The organism is Pedococcus sp. 2YAF34 (genome assembly GCF_052114585.1).
Taxonomy (GTDB): Bacteria; Actinomycetota; Actinomycetes; order Actinomycetales; family Dermatophilaceae; genus Pedococcus.
Genome location: NZ_JBFRFA010000028.1, coordinates 18017 through 42227, shown reverse-complemented (window position 1 = coordinate 42227; position 24211 = coordinate 18017). Strand labels below are relative to the sequence as shown.

General features: G+C 71.5%; 24 protein-coding genes. 17 read left to right on the top strand and 7 right to left on the bottom strand.

What is annotated here, in order from left to right; all coding sequences use genetic code 11:
* Nucleotide 1 precedes the first annotated feature (1 nt).
* From AB4Z02_RS14215 to AB4Z02_RS14205, 3 genes are read left to right on the top strand one after another with little or no spacing between them, the layout of a single operon-like run.
* Entirely contained in the window at nucleotides 2-637 is a 636-nt protein-coding gene (locus AB4Z02_RS14215; protein WP_441971697.1) for a trimeric intracellular cation channel family protein, read from the top strand.
* Nucleotides 634-1752, top strand: coding sequence for a ferrochelatase (locus AB4Z02_RS14210; RefSeq protein WP_441971695.1), 1119 nt, complete (start codon nucleotides 634-636; stop codon nucleotides 1750-1752). Before AB4Z02_RS14215 ends, AB4Z02_RS14210 begins: the two co-directional genes overlap by 4 nt.
* Nucleotides 1753-1781: 29 nt before the next feature.
* On the top strand, nucleotides 1782-2672 hold the full coding sequence (locus tag AB4Z02_RS14205) for an inositol monophosphatase family protein (protein WP_441971694.1): 891 nt from the start codon (nucleotides 1782-1784) through the stop codon (nucleotides 2670-2672).
* 90 nt (nucleotides 2673-2762) lie between these two features.
* On the opposite strand, the gene AB4Z02_RS14200 is transcribed toward AB4Z02_RS14205, so the two are convergent.
* Nucleotides 2763-2948, bottom strand: a complete 186-nt coding sequence (locus AB4Z02_RS14200) for a hypothetical protein (protein WP_056883992.1) — start codon at nucleotides 2946-2948, stop codon at nucleotides 2763-2765.
* Between the two features lie 388 nt (nucleotides 2949-3336).
* Between AB4Z02_RS14200 and AB4Z02_RS14195 the strand changes: the two genes are divergently transcribed.
* Genes AB4Z02_RS14195 through AB4Z02_RS14175 form a run of 5 tightly spaced genes read left to right on the top strand, consistent with a single transcriptional unit; the run spans nucleotide 3337 to nucleotide 6146 of the window.
* Nucleotides 3337-3636, top strand: a complete 300-nt coding sequence (locus AB4Z02_RS14195) for a DUF4193 domain-containing protein (RefSeq protein WP_056883993.1) — start codon at nucleotides 3337-3339, stop codon at nucleotides 3634-3636.
* A 54-nt stretch (nucleotides 3637-3690) separates the two neighbouring features.
* Nucleotides 3691-4146, top strand: coding sequence for a dUTP diphosphatase (dut, locus tag AB4Z02_RS14190; protein ID WP_441971692.1), 456 nt, complete (start codon nucleotides 3691-3693; stop codon nucleotides 4144-4146).
* A 7-nt stretch (nucleotides 4147-4153) separates the two neighbouring features.
* On the top strand, nucleotides 4154-5005 hold the full coding sequence (locus tag AB4Z02_RS14185) for a DUF3710 domain-containing protein (protein ID WP_441971690.1): 852 nt from the start codon (nucleotides 4154-4156) through the stop codon (nucleotides 5003-5005).
* Nucleotides 5006-5011: 6 nt separating this feature from the next.
* Nucleotides 5012-5437, top strand: a complete 426-nt coding sequence (locus tag AB4Z02_RS14180) for an OB-fold nucleic acid binding domain-containing protein (RefSeq protein ID WP_441971688.1) — start codon at nucleotides 5012-5014, stop codon at nucleotides 5435-5437.
* A complete protein-coding gene (locus AB4Z02_RS14175) occupies nucleotides 5427-6146 on the top strand; it encodes a DUF3159 domain-containing protein (protein WP_082590581.1) in 720 nt (239 codons plus the stop codon). Before AB4Z02_RS14180 ends, AB4Z02_RS14175 begins: the two co-directional genes overlap by 11 nt.
* 68 nt (nucleotides 6147-6214) lie before the next feature.
* Here AB4Z02_RS14175 and AB4Z02_RS14170 read toward each other — a convergent pair whose 3' ends face one another.
* Both AB4Z02_RS14170 and AB4Z02_RS14165 read right to left on the bottom strand, forming a co-directional pair.
* Entirely contained in the window at nucleotides 6215-6898 is a 684-nt protein-coding gene (locus AB4Z02_RS14170) for a potassium channel family protein (protein ID WP_056883996.1), read from the bottom strand.
* A gap of 18 nt (nucleotides 6899-6916) precedes the next feature.
* A complete protein-coding gene (locus tag AB4Z02_RS14165; protein ID WP_056883997.1) occupies nucleotides 6917-7585 on the bottom strand; it encodes a potassium channel family protein in 669 nt (222 codons plus the stop codon).
* Between the two features lie 145 nt (nucleotides 7586-7730).
* Between AB4Z02_RS14165 and AB4Z02_RS14160 the strand changes: the two genes are divergently transcribed.
* The 9 genes from AB4Z02_RS14160 (at nucleotide 7731) to AB4Z02_RS14120 (ending at nucleotide 19632) form a co-directional block, all read left to right on the top strand.
* Nucleotides 7731-9689 (top strand): APC family permease, encoded by a 1959-nt coding sequence (locus tag AB4Z02_RS14160; protein ID WP_200949274.1) that lies wholly within the window; start codon nucleotides 7731-7733, stop codon nucleotides 9687-9689.
* Nucleotides 9686-11026, top strand: a complete 1341-nt coding sequence (locus AB4Z02_RS14155; protein ID WP_441971685.1) for a class I SAM-dependent RNA methyltransferase — start codon at nucleotides 9686-9688, stop codon at nucleotides 11024-11026. Before AB4Z02_RS14160 ends, AB4Z02_RS14155 begins: the two co-directional genes overlap by 4 nt.
* Nucleotides 11023-12225, top strand: coding sequence for an MFS transporter (locus AB4Z02_RS14150; protein ID WP_441971683.1), 1203 nt, complete (start codon nucleotides 11023-11025; stop codon nucleotides 12223-12225). Before AB4Z02_RS14155 ends, AB4Z02_RS14150 begins: the two co-directional genes overlap by 4 nt.
* A gap of 11 nt (nucleotides 12226-12236) precedes the next feature.
* On the top strand, nucleotides 12237-12671 hold the full coding sequence (locus AB4Z02_RS14145) for an acyl-CoA thioesterase (RefSeq protein WP_441971682.1): 435 nt from the start codon (nucleotides 12237-12239) through the stop codon (nucleotides 12669-12671).
* A 95-nt stretch (nucleotides 12672-12766) separates the two neighbouring features.
* A complete protein-coding gene (gene acnA, locus AB4Z02_RS14140) occupies nucleotides 12767-15559 on the top strand; it encodes an aconitate hydratase AcnA (RefSeq protein ID WP_441971681.1) in 2793 nt (930 codons plus the stop codon).
* A gap of 196 nt (nucleotides 15560-15755) precedes the next feature.
* Nucleotides 15756-16697 carry a hypothetical protein gene (locus tag AB4Z02_RS14135; protein WP_441971679.1) on the top strand — a complete coding sequence of 314 codons (942 nt, stop codon included), beginning with the start codon at nucleotides 15756-15758 and terminating at the stop codon, nucleotides 16695-16697.
* Between the two features lie 85 nt (nucleotides 16698-16782).
* Nucleotides 16783-18012 (top strand): chaplin family protein, encoded by a 1230-nt coding sequence (locus tag AB4Z02_RS14130; protein ID WP_441971677.1) that lies wholly within the window; start codon nucleotides 16783-16785, stop codon nucleotides 18010-18012.
* Nucleotides 18013-18177: 165 nt separating this feature from the next.
* On the top strand, nucleotides 18178-19137 hold the full coding sequence (locus AB4Z02_RS14125) for an SDR family NAD(P)-dependent oxidoreductase (RefSeq protein ID WP_441971676.1): 960 nt from the start codon (nucleotides 18178-18180) through the stop codon (nucleotides 19135-19137).
* 99 nt (nucleotides 19138-19236) lie between these two features.
* Complete coding sequence (locus tag AB4Z02_RS14120) at nucleotides 19237-19632, top strand: hypothetical protein (RefSeq protein WP_235531464.1); 396 nt, start codon at nucleotides 19237-19239, stop codon at nucleotides 19630-19632.
* 88 nt (nucleotides 19633-19720) lie between these two features.
* Here AB4Z02_RS14120 and AB4Z02_RS14115 read toward each other — a convergent pair whose 3' ends face one another.
* Genes AB4Z02_RS14115 through AB4Z02_RS14100 form a run of 4 tightly spaced genes read right to left on the bottom strand, consistent with a single transcriptional unit; the run spans nucleotide 19721 to nucleotide 24046 of the window.
* Complete coding sequence (locus AB4Z02_RS14115; RefSeq protein ID WP_441971674.1) at nucleotides 19721-20575, bottom strand: carbohydrate ABC transporter permease; 855 nt, start codon at nucleotides 20573-20575, stop codon at nucleotides 19721-19723.
* Complete coding sequence (locus AB4Z02_RS14110) at nucleotides 20572-21717, bottom strand: carbohydrate ABC transporter permease (RefSeq protein WP_441971672.1); 1146 nt, start codon at nucleotides 21715-21717, stop codon at nucleotides 20572-20574. Before AB4Z02_RS14110 ends, AB4Z02_RS14115 begins: the two co-directional genes overlap by 4 nt.
* Nucleotides 21718-21719: 2 nt before the next feature.
* Nucleotides 21720-22961: a sugar ABC transporter substrate-binding protein gene (locus AB4Z02_RS14105; RefSeq protein WP_441971670.1), complete on the bottom strand. Its 1242-nt coding sequence runs from the start codon at nucleotides 22959-22961 to the stop codon at nucleotides 21720-21722.
* A complete protein-coding gene (locus tag AB4Z02_RS14100) occupies nucleotides 22958-24046 on the bottom strand; it encodes a LacI family DNA-binding transcriptional regulator (protein WP_441971669.1) in 1089 nt (362 codons plus the stop codon). Before AB4Z02_RS14100 ends, AB4Z02_RS14105 begins: the two co-directional genes overlap by 4 nt.
* Nucleotides 24047-24211: the final 165 nt, after the last annotated feature.

Genomic DNA, 24211 nt, shown 5'->3' with positions numbered 1-24211 from the left:
GATGCTCACCCTCGACACCCACCTCCAGCTGGCCCTCGACCTCGTCGGGGTGTTCGCGTTCGCCCTGTCGGGCGGTCTGGTGGCGGTGAAGAAGCGGCTGGACCTCTTCGGGGTGCTCGTCCTCGCGGGCGCGGCGGCGCTCGGCGGCGGGGTGCTGCGCGACCTGCTCATCGGCGACCTGCCGCCGGTGGGCATCTCCGACTGGCGGCTGCTGACCAGCGCCCTGGTCGCGGGGCTGGTGACCTTCCTCTACCACCCGGGGGTCGAGCGCATCTCGCGCTTCGTCCGGGTCCTGGACGCCGCGGGCCTGGCGGTCTTCGCCATCGGCGGGTCTCTCAAGGCGCTGGGGGCGGGAATGGACCCGCTGACCGCCGTGATCGTGGGCGGGATCACCGCCGTCGGCGGCGGCATCGTCCGTGACGTCCTGGCCGGGCAGGTCCCCGAGGTCCTGCGCCGAGAGATGTACGCCCTGCCGGCCCTGCTGGGGTCGGCCCTGATCGTGACCGCCCACCACTTCGACCTCGTCAACCCGCTGGTGATCTGGGGCTGTGTCGCCCTGGTCTTCGCCGTGCGGATGGTGGCGGTCGTGCTCGACGTCCACGCGCCCAAGCCCCTGCGAACCGGAGAACTCACGTGAGCCCTGACCCCAACCCGCTCGACCCCTACGACGGGATCCTCCTGCTGTCCTTCGGCGGTCCGGAGAAGCCCGAGGACGTCCTGCCGTTCCTGCGCACCGTCACAGCGGGCAAGAACATCCCCGACGAGCGGCTCGAGGAGGTCGGTGAGCACTACTACGGCTTCGGTGGCCGCAGCCCGATCAACGACCAGAACCGCGCCCTCATCGCCGCCCTGCGCGCCGAGCTCGACCGGCGGGAGATCTCGACGCCGGTCATCTGGGGCAACCGCAACTTCACGCCGTTCGTCGACGAGGCGCTGCGCGAGGCCCATGACCAGGGCCTGAACCGGCTCGTCACCGTCATGACCAGCGCCTACTCCTGCTACTCGTCGTGCCGGCAGTACCGCGAGGACCTCGCCGCCGCGACCGAGAAGGTGGCCTCCGAGGGCATCGACGTCGCCGTCGACAAGATCCGCACCTACGCCAACCACCCCGGCTTCTCGCGCACCAACAGCCGCCTGGTCACCGAGGCCGTCCGCGAGGTGCTGCGCGGCGGCACCGAGGCGGGCGACATACGCCTGCTGTTCGTGACGCACTCCATCCCGACGGCCATGGACGAGACCTCGGGCCCCGGCGACGAGGTGGGCAGCGCGTACTCGCGCCAGCACGTGGCGCTCGGGGCGGCGATCACCGAGGAGGTCAACGCGACCCTGGACACCGACCTCAGCGGCGAGCTGGTGTTCTGCTCCCGCTCGGGGCCGCCGAGCCAGCCGTGGCTCGAGCCCGACGTCAACGACCGGCTCGAGGAGCTGGCGGCCGAGGGGGCGACCGTGGTGGTCGTGGCCCCGATCGGCTTCGTGTCCGACCACATGGAGGTCGTCTACGACCTCGACACCGAGGCTGCGGCGACGGCCGAGAAGCTCGGGCTCCAGCTGGTGCGGGTACCCACCGTGGGGATCGACCCGGAGTTCGTGTCCGGGTTGGTCGACCTCGTCGAGGAGCGGGCGGCCGTGGCCCGGGGCGAGCAGCCGGCCCAGCCCTCCTGGCCCGGGACCACGCCGCTGCGCTCGACCTGCGCCCCGGGCTGCTGCCCCAACCTGCGCACGGCCAAGCCGGCCCTCTGCGGCCAGGACTGAGGGTGGCCGGGGTGGGGGCAGGTTCGGGGGTGGCCGGCACGGGGGACGGCGCGGAGCCCTGGGACCTGCAGGTGCCTGACGAGGGTGAGCTCCGGGAGTTCGAGGAGCTGGCGGTCCGTGTCGCCCTCGAGGCAGGTCGCCTCATCGTCGACGAGCGTCCGGCCGACCTCGGCGTGGCCAGCACGAAGTCCTCCGCGACCGACGTCGTCACCGTGATGGACGAGCGTGCCCAGGCCCTCATCCGCACGCGGCTGCACGAGGCGAGGACGCAGGACGGCTTCCTCGGCGAGGAGGCGCCCGGGACCACCGGCCGCTCGCGGGTCACCTGGGTCGTGGACCCCATCGACGGGACGGTCAACTACCTCTACGCGATCCCCGCGTACGCCGTGTCCGTCGCCGCCGTCGTCGGGGACCCCACGACCCCGGGGGCCTGGCGGCCGGTGGTCGGCGCGGTGGTCAACCCCGTCAGCGGACAGCTCTTCCACGCCCGCCTCGGCGGGGGCGCCCACCTGCGCATCGTCGACGGCGGCCCGGCACGACGGCTGGCGATCGGCGAGCCGCCCGAGCTCGGGCAGGCGCTCGCAGGCACCGGGTTCGGCTACGACGCGGGACGTCGCCTGTGGCAGGCGCGCGTGCTGACCGAGGTGCTCCCGCACGTCCGTGACATCCGGCGCATCGGGAGCGCGGCCCTCGACATCTGCTCGGTGGCCCTCGGCACGCTCGACTGCTACTTCGAGCGGGGTCTCAACCCGTGGGACCTCGCGGCCGCGTGGCTGGTGCTGACCGAGGCCGGAGGGCTGTTCACCGGTCTCGAGGGTGGGGCGCCCGACCCCTCACTGGTCGTGGGGGCCGCGGCGCCGCTGCACGGTGAGCTCTCGGAGCTGGTGCGCCGGGCGGTCGAGGCCGCCGGCGCCGAGTAGGGACGGCGACGACCGGAGCGGGGACGGGACAGAGGTGACGACCGGCGCGCGGCCAGGGGCTCGCGCCGGTCGATGTCTCGGCCGGTGTGCTCAGGCGGCGTGGTAGTCGGAGAGCGCGGGGATGCGCAGACCGTGCTCCTGGGCGAGCCGGGCGAGGTTCTCCAGCTCGGCCTCCTGGACGGTGGCGAGGTAGTCGTCGCCGGTCTCCTGCGCGGTTCGCAGGTTCTGCACCGCGCGGCTGGCGCGGCGGGTGATCTCGGTGTGGAACTCGGTCATGGTGCACCCCTCTCTGAGTCGTTCGACGAGTCGGTTCGGGCGGGCAGTTCGCTGACGTGAGGTCAGGACTCTAGACGCACAGACGCGTTTCGACCCAGTCCGGGTTGCCCGCCCTGGGTGAATCTTGGGTGAACCGAGACCGCCCCGAGACGTCGCCAGCACGGCCGAGAGGAGGTCGTCGGCGGGCTCGGGAGATGATCGGCGCGCTCCCGTCGTGCCCCCGGGCGACGGTCCGTGGACCCAGGGATGACGCCATCTCGCGGATAGGGCACAATCCCCGCCGCAGGTGGGCACAAAACCATGACGGTCAGCGTTGACACCGGCGACTCGACTTCCCGATCACCGGGAGGACGACTGATGCGACAGAAGAGAGAGAGCGACAGCGACTATGGCGACTGACTACGACGCGCCGCGCAAGACCGATGACGAGCTGTCCGAGGACTCGATCGAGGAGCTGAAGTCCCGCCGGGTCGACAAGAGCGCCTCCAGCGTCGACGTCGACGAGACCGAGCAGGCCGAGGGCTTCGAGCTCCCCGGCGCCGACCTGTCCGGGGAGGAGCTCTCCGTCCGGGTCATCCCGCGGCAGTACGACGAGTTCACCTGCTCGCGGTGCTTCCTGGTGCACCACCGCAGCCAGCTGGCCAAGGAGGTCAACGGGCAGATGGTGTGCCGGGAGTGCGCAGCCTGACGTGGGCAGAGCGGGATAGGGTCAGTCCACGTGACTGGCCCTATCCGCGTATCGGTGCCCCTTCGGCGGCTCGACCCCGACCTCCCGGTGCCCACCTACGCACACGACGGTGACGCCGGCGCCGACCTGCACGCCGCCACCGACGTGACCATCGCCCCCGGCGAGCGCACGCTGGTCCCCACGGGACTGGCGCTGGCCATCCCGGACGGGTACGTCGGCCTGGTGCACCCCCGCTCCGGCCTCGCGGCCCGCCACGGGGTCACCATCGTCAACGCGCCGGGCACCGTCGACGCCGGCTACCGCGGCGAGGTGCTGGTCAACCTGGTCAACCTCGACCCGCGCGAGCCGTTCACCGTGCGACGCGGTGACCGCATCGCCCAGCTCGTGGTGCAAGAGGTGGCCCGCGCCGAGTTCATCGAGGTGGATTCGCTCGAAGACACCTCCCGGGGGGACACTGGACACGGGTCCAGTGGCGGCTTCGGCACCCACAACCAGACGACGAAGGACTGACTGACCAGTGGCGCTTTTCCGACGAGGCAAGAAGACCGAACCGGCCGACGGGACGGGACAGGTGGCCGACACCGGGTCGGCTGCGGAAGGTGTCGACGGCGCTGACGCCGCAGAGGCCGCCGGCGTGCTCGAGTCCGCCGAGCAGGGCTCACCGGCGACGACCCCGGCTGGCGACGAGGCTGCAGGCGGGGGCGCCGCCGACGGCCGCGGCCCGTTCGACAGCAGTGAGGTCGACGCCGCCGACGACGGTCGCCTCGACCTCGGGGCCCTGCGCATCCGCGGGGTCGCCGGCATGGAGCTGCGCCTGGAGGTCGACGAGGCTGCTGACCAGGTCGTCGGCGCCACCGCGGTCCTCGGCGACTCCGCCGTGCAGATCCAGGCCTTCGCCGCCCCCCGCACCCTGGGCATCTGGGACGAGATCCGCGCCGAGATCGCCGAGTCCATCCTCGACCAGGGCGGCACCGCCGACGAGGTGAGGGGCCCGCTCGGCACCGAGCTGCGCACCCGTATGCCTTCCGCCGGCCCCGACGGCCGCACGGTCTTCGCCCCCGCTCGGTTCGCCGGGGTCGACGGGCCACGCTGGTTCCTGCGGGCCGTGTTCTCCGGCCGCGCCGCGATCGACGACGAGGCTGCCGCGCCACTGCTCGACGTGGTGCGCGACGCCGTCGTCGTCCGCGGCGACAGCGCCATGGCGCCGCGCGAGATGCTCCCGCTCACGCTGCCCGCCCAGCCGGGAGCCGCGGCCGACCACGACGACCAGCACGACCACGAGCACGCGGACGACGAGGGCGGCACCGGGGTCCGGGCCGACGACCTCAAGCCGTTCGAGCGCGGACCCGAGATCACCGAGGTCAGGTAGGCAGCCATGGCTGGCAAGACCACCGTCACCCCCACCGCTCGCGACGCCGCCGGGAAGGACCACAAGTCGGCCCTGGCCCGGCTGGGGGAGCGGCTGACCAAGTCGGTCACCCAGATGGAGGCCGACGAGCTGCAGGAGGACGCGGCCCGCCTCGGGTGCACCCCGATGTGCGACCTTCGCGACCGCCAGGAGGCGACCGTCTCCGGCACCGTCCGGGCCGTCACCCTGCGGCCGCGCGTCAACGTCCCGGCCCTGGTGATCGACCTCTACGACGGCAGCCGCACCATCAACCTGGTCTGGCTCGGCCGGCGCTCCATCGCGGGGATCCAGCCCGGCACCTACCTGCGGGCCAACGGCCGCGTCACCTACTACCGGGGCATCCCGACCATCTTCAACCCCGCCTACGAGATCGTGCCGCTGCGTGCACACTGACCACGAGGTGCAGGCCACCGTCGAGGAGGTCATCCGACAGCGCCTGTCCCGGGCCCTCGGCGGCTGGCGCGGCTCCGCGGAGACCGCTCTGCCCACGGTCCTGTTCGTCGCGATCTGGACGTGGACCCATGACGTGCGAACTGCCGTCGTCGCGGCCGGCGTGGGCATCGTCGTCCTGGCGCTGGTGCGCCTCGTGCAGCGCCAGAGCCTGCAGTTCGTCGGCTCTGCAGCCGTCGCGACCGGCATCGCCGCGTTCTTCGCCCTGCGCAGCGGCCGCGCCCAGGACGCGTTCCTCCCGGGCATCCTGACCAGCGCAGCCTGGGGCGTGGGTGCCCTCGTGTCCGTGGTGGCGCGCTGGCCGCTCGTGGGCTTCATGGTCGGGGCGGGTGACCCGCGGGCCACCGAGGACCCCTTCGCCTGGCACCGCGACCGCGGGCTCGTGCGCGTGTGCCAGCGGCTCACCATGGTGCTCGTGGTGATGTACGCCGTGCGCGTCTCCATCATGCTGCCGCTCTGGTTCGCCGGCGAGGTGGGCTGGCTCGGCGTCTGCAAGGTGGCGCTCGGCTGGCCGCTGTGGCTGGTCGGCCTGGCCGTCATGGGCCTGATGCTCGTGCGCGGGGAGACGGCCCAGGAGGTGCCGGCTCCCGACGGACACCACGTCGAGCACCACCGGCACGGCCTGCCGGAAGGCGAACCGCTCGAGCCGTGAGCCCGCTCGACCTGGGAGCCGCTCGAGCCGTGAGGTCGCCCTCACGGTGACGGCCTTTGCGGGGTCGGTCAGGCCTCGCCGCGCGGGTTGCGCTGTCCCGGGCTCAGCATGGCCTCGAGCTCGTCCTCGAACTCCGGCGTCGAGATGAACAGCAGCTCGTCGTGCGGCTCGAGGGAGTCGTCCCGGCTCGGGGCGATGGGGTGGTCCTCGCGGATGATGCCCACCAGCACGGTCTCGCCGGGGAAGTCGACGTCGCCGACCCGCTTGCCCGCGTAGGGGCTGTCGGCGGGCAGGGTCAGCTCGACCATGGTCGCCTTGCCCTGCTGGAACTGGAAGATCCGCACGAGGTCGCCGACGCTCACGGCCTCCTCGACCAGCGCCGTCATCAGGCGCGGCGTCGAGACGGCGACGTCGACGCCCCAGGCCTCGTCGAACATCCACTCGTTCTTGGGGTTGTTGACGCGGGCCACGGTGCGGGGCACCCCGAACTCGGTCTTGGCCAGCAGGGACACCACGAGGTTGACCTTGTCGTCACCGGTCGAGGCGACGACCACGTCGCACTCGGCCAGGCCGGCCTCGTGCAGGGCGGTGATCTCGCACGCGTCGGCGAGCAGCCAGTTGGCCTCAGGGACGCGGCTGGACTGGATGTCCTTGCGCTCCTTGTCCATGAGCAGGACCTGGTGGCCGTTGTGCAGCAGCTCGCGGGCGATGGAGCGGCCGACGCTCCCTGCTCCGGCGATGACGACGCGCATTCGGGATTCCTTTGTGGCTCAGTGCCCGGACGGGACGGGAGGGGCGTCGAGGGTGCGCTCGACGGCAGGCAGCTCGGCCGCGAGGGTGGCGAGGTGGATGAGGTCGCCCTCCTGGAACACGGTGTCGGCCGTGGGCAGGATGCCCGACCCCAGGCGGGTGAGGTAGGCGGCACGCGTGCCGGTGGCGGACTCGAGCTCGCTGACGAGCCGGCCGACCCACCCGGGGTTGACCGTGACCTCGGCGACGACCACCTTGCCCGACGGGTCGACCAGCTCGGGCACGTGGCCCTGGGGGAGCAGGCGACGCAGCATCTGGTCGGAGGTCCACTTCACCGTGGCGACGGTGGGGATGCCGAGGCGCTGGTAGACCTCGGCGCGGCCGGGGTCGTAGATGCGCGCGACGACGTGCTCGACGCCGAAGGTCTCGCGGGCCACCCGGGCGGCGAGGATGTTGGAGTTGTCACCGCTGGAGACGGCGGCGAACGCGTAGGCGTCGGAGATACCGGCCTCGATGAGGGTGTCGCGGTCGAAGCCGACACCGGTGACCCGGCTCCCCTCGAACGCGGACCCGAGGCGCCGGAACGCGGACTCCTCCTGGTCGATCACCGCCACGTCGTGGCCCTGGTTCTCGAGGCTCAGGGCGAGGGAGGACCCGACGCGGCCGCAGCCCATGATCACGAAGTGCACGGCGCCGACGCTACACCGCGGCGTACCACGTCCGCGCACCCTGCCGCGGTGTGCCGCGGGCACGCACCACTCCCTGGTGACGCCTAGAGTGTTCGCCGTGGCAACCTCAGGACGCGTCCTCAAACGGGTGCTCGTCGGTCGCGCGATGCGCAGCGACCGGCTCGGCGAGACCCTGCTCCCCAAGAAGCTCGCGCTCCCGATCTTCGCGAGCGACGCCCTGTCGTCGGTCGCCTACGCGCCGGACGAGATCTTCCTGACCCTGGGCCTCGCGGGTGGTGTGCTGGCCCTGACCCACTCGTGGCAGATCGGCCTGTGCGTCGTCGCCGTCATGCTCGTGGTCGTCGCGTCCTACCGGCAGAACGTGCACGCCTACCCCTCCGGCGGCGGTGACTACGAGGTGGCCAACACCAACCTCGGGCCCAAGGCCGGCCTCACCGTCGCCTCGGCGCTGCTGGTCGACTACGTCCTCACCGTGGCGGTGTCGATCTCCTCGGGCGTGCAGAACGCCGCCGCTGCGCTGCCGTTCATCCGCGGCCACGAGGTCGTCGTGGCGGTGGCGCTCGTGGTGCTGCTGACGGCGATGAACCTGCGCGGCGTGCGCGAGTCCGGGCAGGCGTTCGCGTTGCCGGTGTACCTGTTCATGTTGAGCGTGATCGGCATGGGCATCGTCGGTGTCATCCGTGAGGCGACCGGCAGCCTCCCCGACGCGGAGAGCGCCCGGCTGACCCTGGCGCCGGAGACGGGCTACCAGAGCCTGGGCAGCTTCGCGATGCTGTTCCTGCTGCTGCGGGCGTTCTCCTCCGGCTGTGCGGCGCTGACCGGTGTCGAGGCCATCTCCAACGGGGTGCCGGCCTTCAAGAAGCCCAAGAGCCGCAACGCCGCGACCACCCTGCTGCTCATGGGTGTCATCGCCATCACCATGCTCATGTCGATGCTGACGCTGGCCAGGTGGACCGGCGTGAAGTACGCGGAGAACCCGGCGACCCAGCTCCTGCGCGACGGCAAGCCGGTCGGGGACGGGTACGTCCAGGACACGATCATGGGCCAGGTCTCCAAGGCCGTGTTCTCGGGCTTCCACCCGGGCGTCATCATCGTGTCGATCGTCGCGGGGCTCATCCTCATCCTCGCGGCGAACACCGCGTTCAACGGGTTCCCGGTCCTCGGCTCGATCCTCGCCAAGGACGGCTACCTGCCCCGTCAGCTGCACACCCGTGGTGACCGGCTCGCGTTCTCCAACGGCATCCTCATCCTCGCCGGCGCGGCGGCCTTCCTCATCGTGCTCTACGACGCCGAGGTCACCAAGCTGATCCAGCTCTACATCGTCGGCGTCTTCGTGTCGTTCACGCTGAGCCAGACCGGCATGATCCGGCACTGGAACCGGCACCTGCGCCTCGAGCGCGACCGCGCCGAGCGCACCCGTATGCAGCGCAGCCGGGTCATCAACGCCATCGGCGCCACGATGTCCGGGATCGTGCTCGTGGTGGTGCTGCTCACCAAGTTCGTGCACGGCGCCGGGTACGCGATCGCGGCCATGGTGGTGCTGTTCTTCCTCATGCTCGGGATCCACAAGCACTACGAGCGCGTCCGCGCCGAGCTGAGGGTCCTCGACGACGACCTCGACGCGCAGATGCTGCCGAGCCGGGTGCACGCGATCGTCCTGGTCTCCAAGATCCACAAGCCGACACTGCGCGCCCTCGCCTACGCCCGGGCCACCCGGCCGTCCAAGCTCGAGGCGATCACGGTCAACGTCGAGCCCGACGAGACCAAGGCGCTGCAGGACGAATGGGACCGCCGCGACATCCCGGTGCCCCTCAAAGCCCTCGACTCGCCCTACCGTGAGATCACCAGGCCCGTGGTCGACTACGTGAAGTCGCTGCGCTCCGGCCACCCGCGCGACGTCGTGGTCGTCTACATCCCGGAGTACGTCCTGGGCAAGTGGTACGAGCAGGTCCTGCACAACCAGAGCGCGCTGCGCCTCAAGGGGCGGCTGCTGTTCACCCCGGGCGTCATGGTCGCCAGCGTCCCGTGGCAGCTCGCCTCCTCCGAGGGCCAGGAAGAGCGTTTCGACGGGCCCACCGCGGGCTCGGTCCGCCTCGGCCAGTGACCGGCTCCCCGCCCGGGGCCGGCTCCCACCGCGGGACCGACGGCACCGGAGACCGTGTCGGCGAGCGCTCGGTCGGTGAGCTGTCCGTCGGTGACGTCGTCGAGGTCGAGGTCGGACCCGTCGCGCACGGCGGCTTCTGCATCGCCCGGTACGAGGGGCGCGTCGTCTTCCTGCGCCACGCCCTGCCGGGGGAGCGGGTCCGTGCCCGTGTCACCGAGGCGAAGCCGGGCCAGCGCTTCGTCCGCGCCGATGCGGTCGAGGTCGTCGAGGCGAGCGAGCACCGGGTCACCGCACCCTGCCCGTATGCCGGGCCGGGGCTCTGCGGCGGGTGCGACTTCCAGCACGTCGAGGTGGGGCACCAGCGCGAGCTCAAGGCCGCCGTCGTGCGCGAGCAGTTCTCGCGCCTCGCCCACCTCGAGGTCGCGGTCGCGGTGGAGCCGGTGCCCGGCGACCACGACGGCCTCGGCTGGCGGACACGGGTCGAGTTCGCCGTCGACGAGGCCGGCCGGGCGGGACTGCGCCAGCACCGGTCGCACGACGTGGTGCCCGTCGACACGTGCCTCATCGCCGACGAGGGGGTCCTCGCCACCGGTGTCCTGCATGGCCACTGGGACGGCGAGCAGGCGGTCGACGTCGTCGCCCCGTCCACGGGCGAGGCCGTCGTCGTGCCGGTCCCGTCGGGGGAGCAGGACGTCCCGACCGTCGTCGAGCACGTCGCGGCGCAGCGCTTCGCCGGCGACTTCCAGGTCTCGGCCCGGGGGTTCTGGCAGGTGCACCCCGGCGCCGCAGCCACCTTCGTCGACACCGTCCTGGAGGTTCTCGCGCCTCGCGAGGGGGAGACGGCGCTCGACCTCTACTCCGGTGTCGGCCTGTTCGCCGCGGCCCTCGCCGAGGCGGTCGGGCCCGGCGGCAAGGTCGTCGCGGTGGAGTCCGACGCCGACGCGGTGGCCTCCGCCGCGGCCAACCTCGCCGCGTACCCCTCCGTCCTCGCCCTGCGCGCTCGCGTCGACGACGCATTCGGGGTGGCGCGGCCGAAGCGCTCAGGACCCGGTTCGCGCGGGCAGCGCTCCCGCAAGCTGCGTCGCCACCCCCTGCTGCCGCTGCGCGCCGACCTCGTGGTCCTCGACCCGCCGCGGACGGGGGCGGGCAAGGACGTCGTCGCGCAGGTCGCCGCGCTGGAGCCACGAGCCATCGCCTACGTCGCGTGCGACCCCGCGGCCCTGGCCCGGGACACCGCGTGGTTGGCGGAGGCCGGGTACGAGCTGCTCGGGCTGCGGGCCTTCGACGCCTTCCCGATGACGCACCACGTCGAGTGCGTCGCCGTGTTCGGCCGGTGACCCACCCCGCGCCGTCGGCCCCGACGTCGGGGTCGGTGTGGCGGTACCCGGGTATGCCGGCGCTCGGTCTGGTGTGCGTGTTCGGGTTCAGCGGGTACGCCGCCCTGCTCTCGGTCGCGCCGCTGTGGGCGGCCCGGGGTGGCGCCGACGCGGTCGGCTCCGGACTCGTCAACGGGGTGCTGTTGGCGGCCACGGTGCTGACCCAGCTCGGGGTGCCGGCCCTGCTGCGCCGCCTGGGCCACGGACCCGTCATCGCCGCCGGCGTCCTCCTCATGGGCGTCGCCTCGCCCGCCTACCTGCTGTCCGACGCGCTGGGGCCGGTCCTGCTCCTGTCCGCGGTCCGGGGCATCGGGTTCGGCATCATCACGGTCACCGGCTCCGCGGTGGTCGCCCACCTCGTACCGGCCGCCAGGCGGGGCGCCGCGGTGGGCGCCTACGGCCTCGCCGTGGCCGTCCCCAACCTCGTCCTGCTCCCGGCCTCGGTGGCGGTCGCCGACCGCTGGGGCTTCGGCTGGGTCTTCGCCGTGGGCGCGCTGCCGGTCGTCGCCTCACCCTTCGCCTTCGCGGTGGGGCGGGCACTTGGGGAGGCCGACCGCGTGACCGGTGCGTCGCCGCGCCTGGACCGGCGCACGGCGTGGGCCGTCGCGCGGCCGACCGCCGTCCTCTTCGCCGTGACGATGGCCGGGGGAGGGCTGCTCACCTTCGCGCCGCAGGTCGTGGACTCCGCGTCCGCGTCCTGGGTGCTGCTCGTGCTCGGGGTGGGCACCGCCGCGTGCCGCTGGGGTGCCGGCCACCTCTCGGACCGGTACGGCGCCGAGCGGTTCCTCGCGCCGCTGCTGCTCGTCGGCGCCGCCGGTCTGTGCCTGTGTGCCTGGGCGGCGCAGCGCGGGGATGGCCTCCGGCTCCTGCTCGCAGGGGCGGCGTTGGCCGGGGTCGCGTACGGCGGCCTGCAGAACCTCACCCTCGTGGTGGCCTTCCACCAGGTGGACCGCGGCCACATCCCCGTCGCGAGCGCCGGCTGGAACATCGGCTTCGACGGCGGCACCGCGGCCGGCGCCGTGGCCATGGGCGCGATCGCGACGGCGTCCGGCTTCGGGGCAGGGTTTCTCGCGCTCGCCGTCGTGTGCGTGTCCGCGCTCCCGCTGTGCGTCCCCGCCCGGGGACGGGCCGCGGGCGGTGCTGCGGACGAGGTTGCCTAGGCTCCTGCGTCGTGCCCGAAGCCCCCGCGCAGGTCCCGTTCACCCACCACGTCGAGGTCCACTTCTACGAGGTCGACCAGGTGGGAGTCGTCTTCAACGCCTGGTACCTCGCGTGGTGCGACGACGCCCGCCTCGCCTGCCTCGCCGCGCGGGGCTACGGCCTCGAGGAGGCCAAGGCGGCCGACGCGCTCCCGCTGGTCCGGCACGCCGACATCGAGTGGCTGGCGAGCCTGTCGGCCGGGGACCGCGCCGACATCGTCGTGCGGCCGGTCCGCGTCGGGTCCACGAGCTTCACGCTGCGCCACGAGATCCACCGCGCGAGCGACGGCCTGCTGTGCGCCGTGCTCACCATCACCTACGTGGCGGCTGGGCTGGGGGAGCGCACCAAACGTGAGCTGCCACTTTCGCTCCGTACGGCATTGGACGAGGATCGAGACCGGACCTGACCACGCACGACCGACGTGATATCTTGACGTCAAGATAAATCGAGATCGACCAGCAGAGTGCAGCGACGCACAACTGAGCATCGAAGGAGCAGGCAGTGGCCAGCACGAACAGCTTCAACGCCCACGGTGAACTCACGGTCGGCGACCAGTCCTACGAGATCTACCGGCTGTCCGCGGTCGAGGGTGCCGAGTCCCTCCCGTACAGCCTCAAGGTGCTGCTGGAGAACCTCCTGCGCACCGAGGACGGCGCCAACATCACCGCCGACCACATCCGGGCCCTGGGCTCCTGGGACGAGAACGCCGACCCCGACACCGAGATCCAGTTCACGCCCGCCCGCGTGATCATGCAGGACTTCACCGGCGTGCCGTGCGTCGTCGACCTGGCCACGATGCGCGAGGCCGTCGCCGAGCTCGGTGGCGACCCCGCCAAGATCAACCCGCTCAGCCCCGCCGAGATGGTCATCGACCACTCCGTGATCATCGACGTGTTCGGCCGCGCCGACGCCTTCGAGAAGAACGTCGAGATCGAGTACGAGCGCAACCGTGAGCGCTACCAGTTCCTGCGCTGGGGCCAGACCGCGTTCGACGACTTCAAGGTCGTTCCCCCGGGCACCGGCATCGTCCACCAGGTCAACATCGAGCACCTCGCCCGCACCGTCATGGTCCGCGACGGCGTGGCCTACCCCGACACCTGCGTCGGCACCGACTCGCACACCACCATGGTCAACGGCCTCGGCGTGCTCGGCTGGGGCGTCGGCGGCATCGAGGCCGAGGCGGCCATGCTCGGCCAGCCCGTGTCGATGCTCATCCCGCGCGTGGTCGGCTTCAAGCTGTCCGGCTCGATCCCGCCGGGCGCCACCGCCACCGACGTCGTCCTCACGATCACCGAGATGCTGCGCAAGCACGGCGTCGTCGGCAAGTTCGTCGAGTTCTACGGCGAGGGCGTCGGCGCCGTGCCGCTGGCCAACCGCGCCACGATCGGCAACATGAGCCCCGAGTTCGGCTCGACCTGCGCGATCTTCCCGATCGACGACGTGACCCTGGAGTACCTGCGCCTCACCGGTCGCTCCGACGAGTCGGTCGCCCTCGTGGAGGCCTACGCCAAGGAGCAGGGCATGTGGCTGCAGGCCGGCCCGGACCAGCCCGAGTCGCGCTTCTCCGAGTACCTCGAGCTCGACCTGTCCACGGTCGTCCCCTCCATCGCCGGCCCCAAGCGCCCCCAGGACCGCATCGCCCTCACCGACGCCAAGGACGCCTTCCGCAAGGTGCTCCCCACCTACGTCTCGCACCACGAGGGCGACGCCGGTATGGCGACCAGCTTCCCGGCGAGTGACCCCTCGCCGCAGGGTGCGACGGACGGCACCAACGGCGGCTCCAAGCCGGCCGACGAGGGTGACGGCGTCGGCCGCCCGACCCGCAAGGTGAGCGTCACCACCGCGGAGGGCGCGACGTTCGAGATCGACCACGGCATCGTGTCGATCGCCTCGATCACCTCCTGCACCAACACCTCCAACCCGTCGGTGATGATGGCCGCGGCCATGCTGGCCAAGAACGCGGTGGACCGCGGGCTCACCGTGGCCCCGTGGGTGAAGACGTCGATGGCACCCGGCTCCAAGGTGGTCTCCGACTACTACGAGAAGGCCGGCATGTGGCCCTACCTCGAGAAGCTCGGCTTCCACCTCGTCGGCTACGGCTGCACCACCTGCATCGGCAACTCCGGCCCCCTGTCGGACGAGATCTCCAAGGCCATCAACGACAACGACCTCGCCGTCGTGTCGGTGCTGTCGGGCAACCGCAACTTCGAGGGCCGCATCAACCCCGACGTGAAGATGAACTACCTCGCGTCGCCGCCCCTGGTCATCGCCTACGCCCTCGCCGGCACCATGGACTTCGACTTCGACGCCGAGCCCCTGGGCCAGGACACCGACGGCAAGGACGTGTTCCTCAAGGACCTGTGGCCGAGCCCGGCCGACGTCGAGCAGACCATCGCCGAGAGCATCAACAAGGAGATGTTCACCAAGGACTACGCCGACGTCTTCGCGGGTGACGAGCGCTGGCAGTCCCTGCCGACGCCCGAGGGCAAGACCTTCGACTGGGCCGACGACTCCACCTACGTCCGCAAGCCCCCGTACTTCGACGGCATGCAGATGGAGACGACGCCGGTCGAGGACATCTCGGGTGCGCGGGTCCTGGCCAAGCTCGGTGACTCGGTCACGACCGACCACATCAGCCCGGCCGGCTCGATCAAGGCCGACAGCCCGGCCGGCAAGTACCTCGCAGAGCGCGGTATCGAGCGCAAGGACTTCAACTCCTACGGCTCGCGCCGCGGCAACCACGAGGTGATGATCCGCGGCACGTTTGCCAACATCAGGCTCAAGAACCTGCTCCTCGACGGTGTCGAGGGCGGCTTCACCCGCAACTTCCTGGCGGGTGGCGAGCAGACGACGATCTTCGACGCCTCGTCCGCCTACCAGGAGGCCGGCGTCCCGCTCGTCATCCTGGCGGGCAAGGAGTACGGCTCGGGCTCCTCGCGCGACTGGGCTGCGAAGGGCACCCGCCTGCTCGGGGTCAAGGCCGTCATCGCCGAGAGCTACGAGCGCATCCACCGCTCGAATCTCATTGGCATGGGCGTGATTCCGCTCCAGTACCCGGCCGGGCAGAACGCCGAGTCGCTCGGCCTCGACGGCACCGAGACCTTCTCGATCACCGGCATCACGGCGCTCAACGAGGGCTCGACGCCGAAGACGGTCAAGGTCGTCGCAGAGCGTGAGGGCGTGGACCCGGTGGAGTTCGACGCGGTCGTCCGCATCGACACCCCCGGGGAGGCCGACTACTACCGCAACGGCGGCATCCTGCAGTACGTCCTGCGCTCGCTCGTCAACAGCTGACGCCGCCGCGCGCCGAAGCCGGCGCCCGGTCACGAGGGCCCGTCCACCACTGGTGGGCGGGCCCCTCGCCGTAGGGCGCGTACGTCGGATGGGGGAGGTCTCGCGTGTGTTTGCCTTCGTTCGGGGTTGCGAGGGTCGATTCCTGATGTTTCACTGAGTGAAGTACTTCTCGGAGCTGGGGAACTCAGGAGATGACATGCGGGGGATCGCGCGCACTGACAGCCTGGTGAGGCTGGTCATGTGGGGCGCGCTCCTGGCGGTGGCGTGGATCCTGTTCAGCCCGGGCAAGGCGAGCGCCAGCGAGCACCCCGTCCAGGACGTCGTGCGTTCGACGACTTCGCTGACCGGCGCCGTCCGCGATGTGTCAAAGGCGTTGCCGCAGAAGGACTTTCGTGACTCGCGGGTCAAGGTGATGAAGTCGGTGATCGAGCCCGTGCTCGCTCCGGTCGCGACCACCTCCAGCGCCCTGGACCCGGTCGTGGCCACCACCGCGCACTCCGTGAGGGCCGTCGTCGACAGCACCGTGGCGACGGTGGATGCCACGACCGAGTCGGTGCCGGTCCTCGCCCCGTCGGTGAGGGAGATCACGGGCCTCGTCGGCCAGGTGGCCGACGCGCTGCCCGTCATCGGCTCCTCGCCCGTGGTCGAGCTCCCGCTTCCCGCGGTGCCGTCAGGCTCAGGACCCTCCACCTCGTCGCCGGTGGTGCCTGCGGGCGCCGGCGTCTCGACCGTCTCGGTGTCCGGGGACGTGCGTGCGGACGACTCAGCGGCGCCGGCGACAAGGCGGGTGTCGGGTCTGCGACCGGTCGTCGATGTCACCGCGGAAGCGGCCCCGGCTGGGCCGATCTCGGAGGCGATGGCCGGCGGCAACACTCATCCGGGCGCCGCGGATGGCGCTGGTCCGACCGGTGCGACTGCGCCTCGTCAGCCGCAGCCGTGGCCGTCCCAGCCCACTCCGGCGTCCCCGGCCCCGGCTCCCGCGAGCGCCGGGTCCACCAGCCAGCTGCAGGGTGCCGACGTCCCGGCCGTCCTGCCCTCCAAGCCATCGACGAGCGGCGCCGCAGCAGGCGCCCTCCCCTCCAGCGACGACCGGGCGCCCGGCGCCCTGAACACCCGACCCGGCCTCCGACCTGACTGATGCGGCTCCGGCGCCTCCTAGCGCGGCGTGAGAGCAGTGCCTGCACGACGCGGGCGACCACAGCAGACGTCAGGAAGGAAGAACCATGCACACCTACGTGCGTCGAGGGCTGCAGACAGCCCTCATGGTCGGGGGCGGGATCCTGTTCTTTGCAGGGCACGCTTCCGCGGAAGAGAACACGACGGGCGCCGACAGCGCCCTGGGCGGCAACCAGGTGGCCGTGGCCGCCTCGGTGCCGGTGACGGTGTCGGGCAACTCGATCAGCCTCATCGGTGACTCGAGCTCGTCAGGGGCCGACAGCTCCGCGCAGAGCACCCCAGCGGGCTCGTCGTCGTCCACCACGGACGGGTCGAGCTCGGTCGCCGGCGGCAACCAGGGGGACCTCGCCGTCGCGCTCCCCGTCGACCTCAGTGGCAACAGCATCTCGGTGATCGGGGACTCCTCGTCCACCGGTGCAGACAGCACAGCCTCGGGGTCGGGCGGCTCGACCTCGGGTGGCGCCACCGCGACTGGTGGTTCGACCTCCGGTGAGGACTCGGCCGCTGGTGGCAACCAGGCGACGGCCCCGGTGACGGCTCCGGTTGTCGCTGGTGGCAACGCGGTGTCGGTGATCGGTGACTCGACCTCGACCGGCGCCGACAGCTCGACCACGGGGACTCAGGGAAGTGGTGCTGCGACTGGTGGTTCGACCTCCGGTGAGGACTCGGCCGCTGGTGGCAACCAGGCGACGGCCCCGGTGACGGCTCCGGTCGTGGCTGGTGGCAACGCGGTGTCGGTGATCGGTGACTCGACCTCGACCGGCGCCGACAGCACGGGCACGGGCTCGGGAACGCAGGAAAGTGGTGCTGCGACTGGTGGTTCGACCTCCGGTGAGGACTCGGCTGGCGGTGGCAACCAGGTCACCCTGCCCGTCACGGTGCCCGTCGGTATCGGAGGCAACGCCGTCTTCGTCATCGGCGACTCGACCACCACAGGCGCGGATACCTCCGCCACCGACCCCGGTGACGGGAACGACCCCGGCACCGGCCCGGGCGACGGGACCGATCCCGGTACGGGCACCGACCCCGGTGACGGAACCGGTCCCGGTACCGGCGACGCCGGCACCGTGCCGTCCGGCGGGGCGGACTCGCTGCCGGCCGCCGAGCTGGGCTCCCAGGCTGCGTCGGCCGTGCCGGCCCTGGCAGCACAGGCCGTTCAGGGTTCCCTGGCGATGACGGGGAGCGATCCCCTTCCGCTGCTGGGGATCGCCGTGCTCCTGCTCCTGGCAGGACTGCGGCTGCGGGTCGTCTCCAGGCAGTTCGCCGCCCGGGGGTGAACCCGCGCCGGGGCGGGGCGGGCGTTGGCAGCACCCCCACGACGCCCGCTCCGTCCCGGCACCTCGCCCGACCATGCGCCGTACCTCGCCACGGCAGTGCCGTGGACGTCGTCCCACCCCGCCCCGGCGGCAGCCTGCCGTCAGGGGCCCCGTAGCGTGGCCGCCATGGCGACCTCGTTGACCGCTGCCGTGGACTGGGCGATGGACAAGTCGCTCGTGCTGGGCTACACCCGTCTGGGTCCTCGGCTGAGACGGTCGTGGTGGCCGTCGGACCCGCGTCCGGGCTGCCTGGCCGGTCGGCACGTGCTGGTCACTGGCGCGAGCGGGGGGCTGGGGCTTGCGACCGCTGCCGGCCTGGCTCCACTGGGAGCCACGGTGCACCTGCTCGGTCGCAGCGCCGACCGCCTCGCGCAGGCGGAACAGACGCTGCTGGAGGGGATGCCGTCCGCGCGGGTGGAGACCGTGGTGTGCGACGTGAGCGACCTCGACGCCGTGCGCGAGTTCGCGACGTCCTTCGCCGCCCGGGTGCCGAAGCTGCACGCAGTGGTGCACAACGCGGGCGTCCTGCCGCCGGAGCGCCGGACCTCTCCCCAGGGGCACGAGCTCACCCTCGCCACCCACGTGCTGGGTCCGCACCTCATGACCGGGCTGCTGGCGGACACGCTCGGGGGAGGGCGCGTCGTCGTGGTGACCTCCGGCGGTGCCTACAGCCAGAAGCTCGCCGTCGACGACCCCGAGTACCTCGGGGGGGACTACAGCGGCGCCACCGCCTACGCCCGGACCAAGCGCATGCAGATCGTGCTCGCCGAGCTGTGGGCGGACCACCTGCGCTCCCGCGACGTCTCGGTCCACTCGATGCACCCTGGATGGGCGGACACCCCCGGCGTCACCGACTCGCTGCCGGGGTTCGCGACCGTCATGGGTCCGCTGCTGCGCTCCCCTGCCGAGGGCGCCGACACGGTGACCTGGCTGGTTGCCACCGACGACCGGCTTGGCACTGGCGGGTTCTGGCACGACCGCAGGCGGCGCCCGACCCACTACGCACCGGTCGGGGTGGAGACCAAGGACCAGCGGCAGCGGTTCTGGGACTTCGTCGTCGAGGCGACGGGGGAGTCGCTCGGCTGATCGGGGTGTGCGGCGCCTCGCCATGGCCTAGAATCGAACACATGTTCGAACACGCCGGTCTGGTCGCGAGGCGGACTGTGCCGGCATCCGGAGGCTGCTGTGCCGACCCACGCCCGCCGGGCTGAGGTCGTCGGCGCGGTGCCCCCGGGGTGGCCGCCGCTCGTCCCGCCGCCGGAGAGCCCGGGGTGGCAGGTGCCCGCGGTGTCGTGGCTGCTCGACCACTGCCCGGCCGACTACCGGTCCTACGCCGGGTGGCGTCGGCAACCGGTGGCCCTGGCCTGGGTCACGACCCGCCACATCGACGCCCAGCTCGTGGCCATGCGGCAGGCCTACCGCGAGGTCAGGGTCGAGCTCGGCGACCACCTCACCAGCGAGGGCCTCAGCCAGGTCCTCGCCGACCTCGAGGCCGAGGGCGTGCGCCTGCTCGCCGCCCGGCGCAGCGCGGGCCTGGTGTACGACGCGCTGCAGGGCCGGCGCTACGTACCCCGCCTCTGAGCGGTCGAGGACAGGAGCGCGGGTGGGCCGGGTACGTCCCCGCCGGCCCACCCGCAGCCTGTGGCTCGCACGTGCGAGCAGTGACCTCCTACCCCTTGTCGCCGCCCTCATTCGCCCCGCGGACGAACTGTCGCTGGAAGGCGAAGAACAGCAGCGCGACCGGGATGGTCGTGAGCAGCGCCGCCCCGAGCTTGAGGGGGTACTGCGAGCCGGCGCCGAGGTCGCCGCTGGCGAGGCTCGCGAGCCCGGTGACCAGGGTCTTGAGCTCGGGGCTCTGCGTGGTCACCAGGAAGTGTGTGAACTCGTTCCACGACCCCTGGAACGACAGGATCGTCAGTGTGATCAGCGCGGGGCGCGCCATCGGCAGGACCACCGACCAGAAGGTGCGGAAGACCCCAGCGCCGTCGATCCGCGCGGCCTCCTCGACCGACACGGGGATCGAGTCGAAGAACTGCTTCATGATGAAGACGCCGGCCGCGTCGACCAGCAGTGGCAGCACCATGGCCGAGTAGGTGTCGTAGATGCCCAGGTAGCTCACCATGAGGAACTTGGGGATGAGCAGGGCGACGCCCGGCACGCTCATCACCGCCAGCACCGTCCCGAACAGGAACCTGCGCCCCCGGAACCGCAGCCGCGACAAGGCGTAGCCCGCGAGGCTGTCGAAGAAGACCCGGGCCGCCGTCACCACCAGCGTGATGACCACCGAGTTGCCGAGCCACCGCATGATCGGCACCGAGGTGTCGCCGCCGATGCCGAAGATGCGCTTCCACGCGGAGGGGTCGAACGGGTGGGGGATGAGGCTGAGCGGGCTGTCGGTCGCTGACGAGTCCGTCTTGAACGACGTCGCGATCTGGATGAGGAACGGGTAGAGGTAGATGACCGAGAACAGGACGAGCACGACGTAGAAGAGGATGAGCTTCCACCCGGTGGTGCGTCTGGTCATCGTGTCCTCCCGGCCGGCACGCGGGCGACCTGGTCGTTGGCGACGGCTGCAGCGGTCGCGCCGCCGGGGGTGCGTCGCCGCCGACGGGGGGCGTCCTTGTCGCGCATCACCCACCGCTGGAAGGCGGTCAGGGCGACGATGAGCAGGAACACGACGAACGACATCGCCGCGCCGCTGCCGTACTGGAGGCTGGTGAACGACTGCTTGTAGGACAGGAACGCCGGCGTCAGCGTGGTGTTGCCCGGTGCGCCCTTGCCCATGACATAGATCTGGTCGAAGACCTGCCAGGTGCCGATGAGCCCGAGCGTGGTGACCAGGAAGATCGTCGGCTTGAGCATGGGCAGCGTCACGTAGCGCAGCTTCTGCCACGGTGAGACCCCGTCGAGCATGGCCGCCTCGTCGACCTCGCCGGGCAGGTCCTGCAGGGCCGCGAGGAACATCAGCATGAACGTGCCGGTCGTGGTCCAGATGGCCAGGATGATGATGACGCACATGGCGACCGACGGACCGGACAGCCAGTCCCAGACCGAGCGCCCGAGCACCTCGCCCTGCGCCCACGAGGGGCTGTCACCGACGCCCAAGGCCTGGAGCAGGAGGTGCAGCAGGCCGCGCGAGTCGCTGAACCAGGCCGGCCCCTTCACCCCGAACGTCTCGAGCACGGCGTTGACGGCGCCCGAGTTGGCGAACAGGAACAGGAAGACGACGCTGATGGCGATCGAGCTGGTCACCGAGGGGAAGTAGAACGCGGTCCGGAAGAAGCCCTTGCCCTTGAGGAACCGGTTGCTGACGATCAGCGCGAGGAAGAACGAGATGGCGGTCTGCAGCGGCACCACGAGGAGGACGTACCAGAAGTTGTTGGCGAGGGACTGCATGAAGGTGGACCGCTTGAGGCCGTCCTCGGTGAACAGCGAGGTGTAGTTGCTGGCCCCGACCCACTGGGCGTTCTGGCCTCCCTGGAACGGCGAGCCGTTGCCGTTCCAGTTGGTGAAGCTCACGTAGAGGGCCATGAGCACGGGGATGAACAGGAACAGCCCGAGCACGACGATCATCGGCGCGGTGAAGACCCAGCCCGCCACGCCTTCGCGACCGTGGATCCCGCCGCCGCCACGCAGGCGGCGGCGGGACCCGGTGGTGGTGGTCACGGTCACTGGCCCTTGAGGGCCGCGTCACCGTTCTTCTGCAGGGTGGCGAGGATGGACTTCGGGTCCTTGGAGGCCAGCTGCTCGAGGTCGGTGTTGAAGGCAGCCATGACCGGGTCGAAACCGGGCAGGTTGACCGGGCCGGTGCCGTAGTCGCCACCGGCGGCGAAGGCTGCGTCGTCCGGGAAGGCGGCGGCGTACTGCTTGGCGCCCTCGGTGGTCGACGGCATCACGCCGAACGCCTTGGCGAAGGCCATCTGCTGCTCGACCGACGTGAGGGACTTCACCAGGTCGACGGCGGCCGCCTGGTTCTTGGACTTGGCCGCGATGCCCCAGCAGTTGCTGAACAGCAGCGTGCCCTTGCCGGCCGGGCCCGCGGGGAGCTCGACGACCTTGGCCTTGATGTCTGGGAAGTCGTTCTTCAGGGCGCCGCGGATCCAGTTGCCCTCGATGGTCATGGCGGCCTTACCCTTGCCGAGCGCCTCGCCGCCCCACCCTGCGTCGACCTGCTTGGCGTACTTCATCGAGCCGGACTTGAGGAGCTTCTGCGCCTCGGTGAGGCCCGCCGCGTTCTGGCTCGTGTCGGCGGTGACCGACTTGCCGTCCTCGCTGACGACCCAGCCACCGGCCTGGCGCATGAAGACGCCCAGGCGGGCCCACTCGCCGCTGACGACGAGCCCGGTCACCTTGCCGGAGGTGAGCTTCTTGGCGACGGTCTCCAGACCGGCCCAGTCCTTGGGGATGTCGGCGTCGGTCAGGCCGGCCTTGGTCCACAGGTCGGTGTTGATGACGAGGGCCAGGGTGGAGAAGTCCTTCGGCGCGCACTGCAGCTTGCCGTCGTAGGTGTAGGTCTTGACCAGGCTGTCGAGGAAGCCCGCGTCCTTGACCTGGTCGCCGTAGGCGTAGAGGTTCCCCGCCTTGGCGAAGTCGCCGATGCGGCCGGCGTCGGCGTAGAACACGTCCGGCGGGGTCCCGCCGGCGAAGCCCTGCCCGAGCTGCTGGTTGAGGTCGGAGGCCACGACGACCTCGGCGGTGTTGCCGGACTTCTTGCTCCAGGCGTCGGCCGCCGCCTTGACCGCGGCGGTCTCGGCGTCACCGGACGTGCCGATGAGGATCTGCAGCTTGGCAGGCCCGGAGGACTGCTTGGGGCTCGAGCTGCCCTTGTCGAATCCGCCTCCGCCGCAGGCGGAGAGAGCGAGTGCGGACGTGGTCACGAAGACCAGTCCCAGTGTGGTGGTGCGCCTCATGGCTGCTCCTCGGTGATGGGTGTGTCGCGGGGCCGGGTGGCCGACGACGTGGGGGTGCGGGTGGTGCTGGAACGAACCGTGAGCGCGGGGGCGAGCAGCACGGGTCGGGGGCTCTCGGGGGAGGTGAGCATCTGCCAGGCGGTCCGGGCTGCTTCGGCGATCGGCTGCCGGATGCTCGTGACCGACAGCGCGTCGGCGACGTCGGTGTCGTCGAAGCCGACCACCCCGATGTCGGCGCCGAGGGCCAGACCGGTGTTGCGCACGGCGCGGACCGCACCGAGCGCGAGCATGTCCGAGGCGCAGACGACGGCGCTGCCGAGGCCGAGGCGCCGCAGCAGCCGCTCGGCGGCAGCGGTGGCCTGGTCGAGGTCCTGCACCGACTCCTCGGCCTCGAGCTGCCCGCTCGCGGTGCGGCCGGCGTCGGCGAGGCCGGCGAGCCAGCCGTGGCGGCGGTCGTCACCGACGGGGGAGCCGGTCGGCCAACCGAGGAACCCGATGCGGTCGTACCCGGCGGCCACGAGGTGGGCGACCGCTTCTCGGACGCCCGCGCCGCCGTCGACGTCCACCCACTGGCGCAGCTCGGGCAGGTCCCACACGCGGCCGAACGCCACGAACGGGACGTGGTGGTCGAGGAGCCACTGAGGGCGCGGGTCGCCGTGCCGGGTGTCGGCGAGGACGAAGCCGTCGACGAGGCCGGTGGCCAGGGTCTGGCGGTAGCCCTCGATGACGTCCTCGGGGTCGGGGGCGAACGTCATGAGGTGGGAGCCGTGAGCCGGCGCCGCCACCGTGAGCTGCACGAGGAACTCGTCGAGGATGTGGCCCAGGCGGCCGTGGCCGGAGGGGTTGACCTCGAAGCCGTAGGCCGCGGCCTTGCGCCGGCGCAGCTGCTGGGCGGTGATGTGCGGGGTGAAGCCGAGGCGGTCGATCTCGCGCAGGACCCGCTCGAGGGTGGGGGCGGCGACCTTGTCGGGGCGGTTGAGCGCGTTGCTGACCGTCTGGCGGGAGACCTGCGCGGCGCGGGCGACGTCGACGATGGTGGCGCGACCCGGCGGGGTGTCCGCCGTCGCCCTCGTCAGGTCCGCCATCGATCGCTCCCTCGCGATGTGATCGTTCAAACCGATGCGCGTTTGAACGTTCCAACAAAATGGGAGCATGCTCTACGCACCCGGCGTCGTCAAGGGCATGATGGGACGGCACGCCGGGAACCGACCGAGCGGCAGCGTCCACGTGACCGGGGCGCCGACAGCCCG

Bases quoted from the DNA above. Each gene is read 5' to 3' on its own strand.
- AB4Z02_RS14100 (WP_441971669.1), bottom strand. From the start codon at position 24,046: ATGGCGGACCTGACGAGGGCGACGGCGGACACCCCGCCGGGTCGCGCC.
- AB4Z02_RS14160 (WP_200949274.1), top strand. From the start codon at position 7,731: ATGCGCAGCGACCGGCTCGGCGAGACCCTGCTCCCCAAGAAGCTCGCG.
- AB4Z02_RS14170 (WP_056883996.1), bottom strand. From the start codon at position 6,898: ATGCGCGTCGTCATCGCCGGAGCAGGGAGCGTCGGCCGCTCCATCGCC.
- AB4Z02_RS14135 (WP_441971679.1), top strand. From the start codon at position 15,756: ATGCGGGGGATCGCGCGCACTGACAGCCTGGTGAGGCTGGTCATGTGG.
- AB4Z02_RS14115 (WP_441971674.1), bottom strand. From the start codon at position 20,575: ATGACCAGACGCACCACCGGGTGGAAGCTCATCCTCTTCTACGTCGTG.
- AB4Z02_RS14200 (WP_056883992.1), bottom strand. From the start codon at position 2,948: ATGACCGAGTTCCACACCGAGATCACCCGCCGCGCCAGCCGCGCGGTG.
- AB4Z02_RS14105 (WP_441971670.1), bottom strand. From the start codon at position 22,961: ATGAGGCGCACCACCACACTGGGACTGGTCTTCGTGACCACGTCCGCA.
- AB4Z02_RS14125 (WP_441971676.1), top strand. From the start codon at position 18,178: ATGGCGACCTCGTTGACCGCTGCCGTGGACTGGGCGATGGACAAGTCG.
- AB4Z02_RS14180 (WP_441971688.1), top strand. From the start codon at position 5,012: ATGGCTGGCAAGACCACCGTCACCCCCACCGCTCGCGACGCCGCCGGG.
- AB4Z02_RS14215 (WP_441971697.1), top strand. From the start codon at position 2: ATGCTCACCCTCGACACCCACCTCCAGCTGGCCCTCGACCTCGTCGGG.
- AB4Z02_RS14195 (WP_056883993.1), top strand. From the start codon at position 3,337: ATGGCGACTGACTACGACGCGCCGCGCAAGACCGATGACGAGCTGTCC.
- AB4Z02_RS14130 (WP_441971677.1), top strand. From the start codon at position 16,783: ATGCACACCTACGTGCGTCGAGGGCTGCAGACAGCCCTCATGGTCGGG.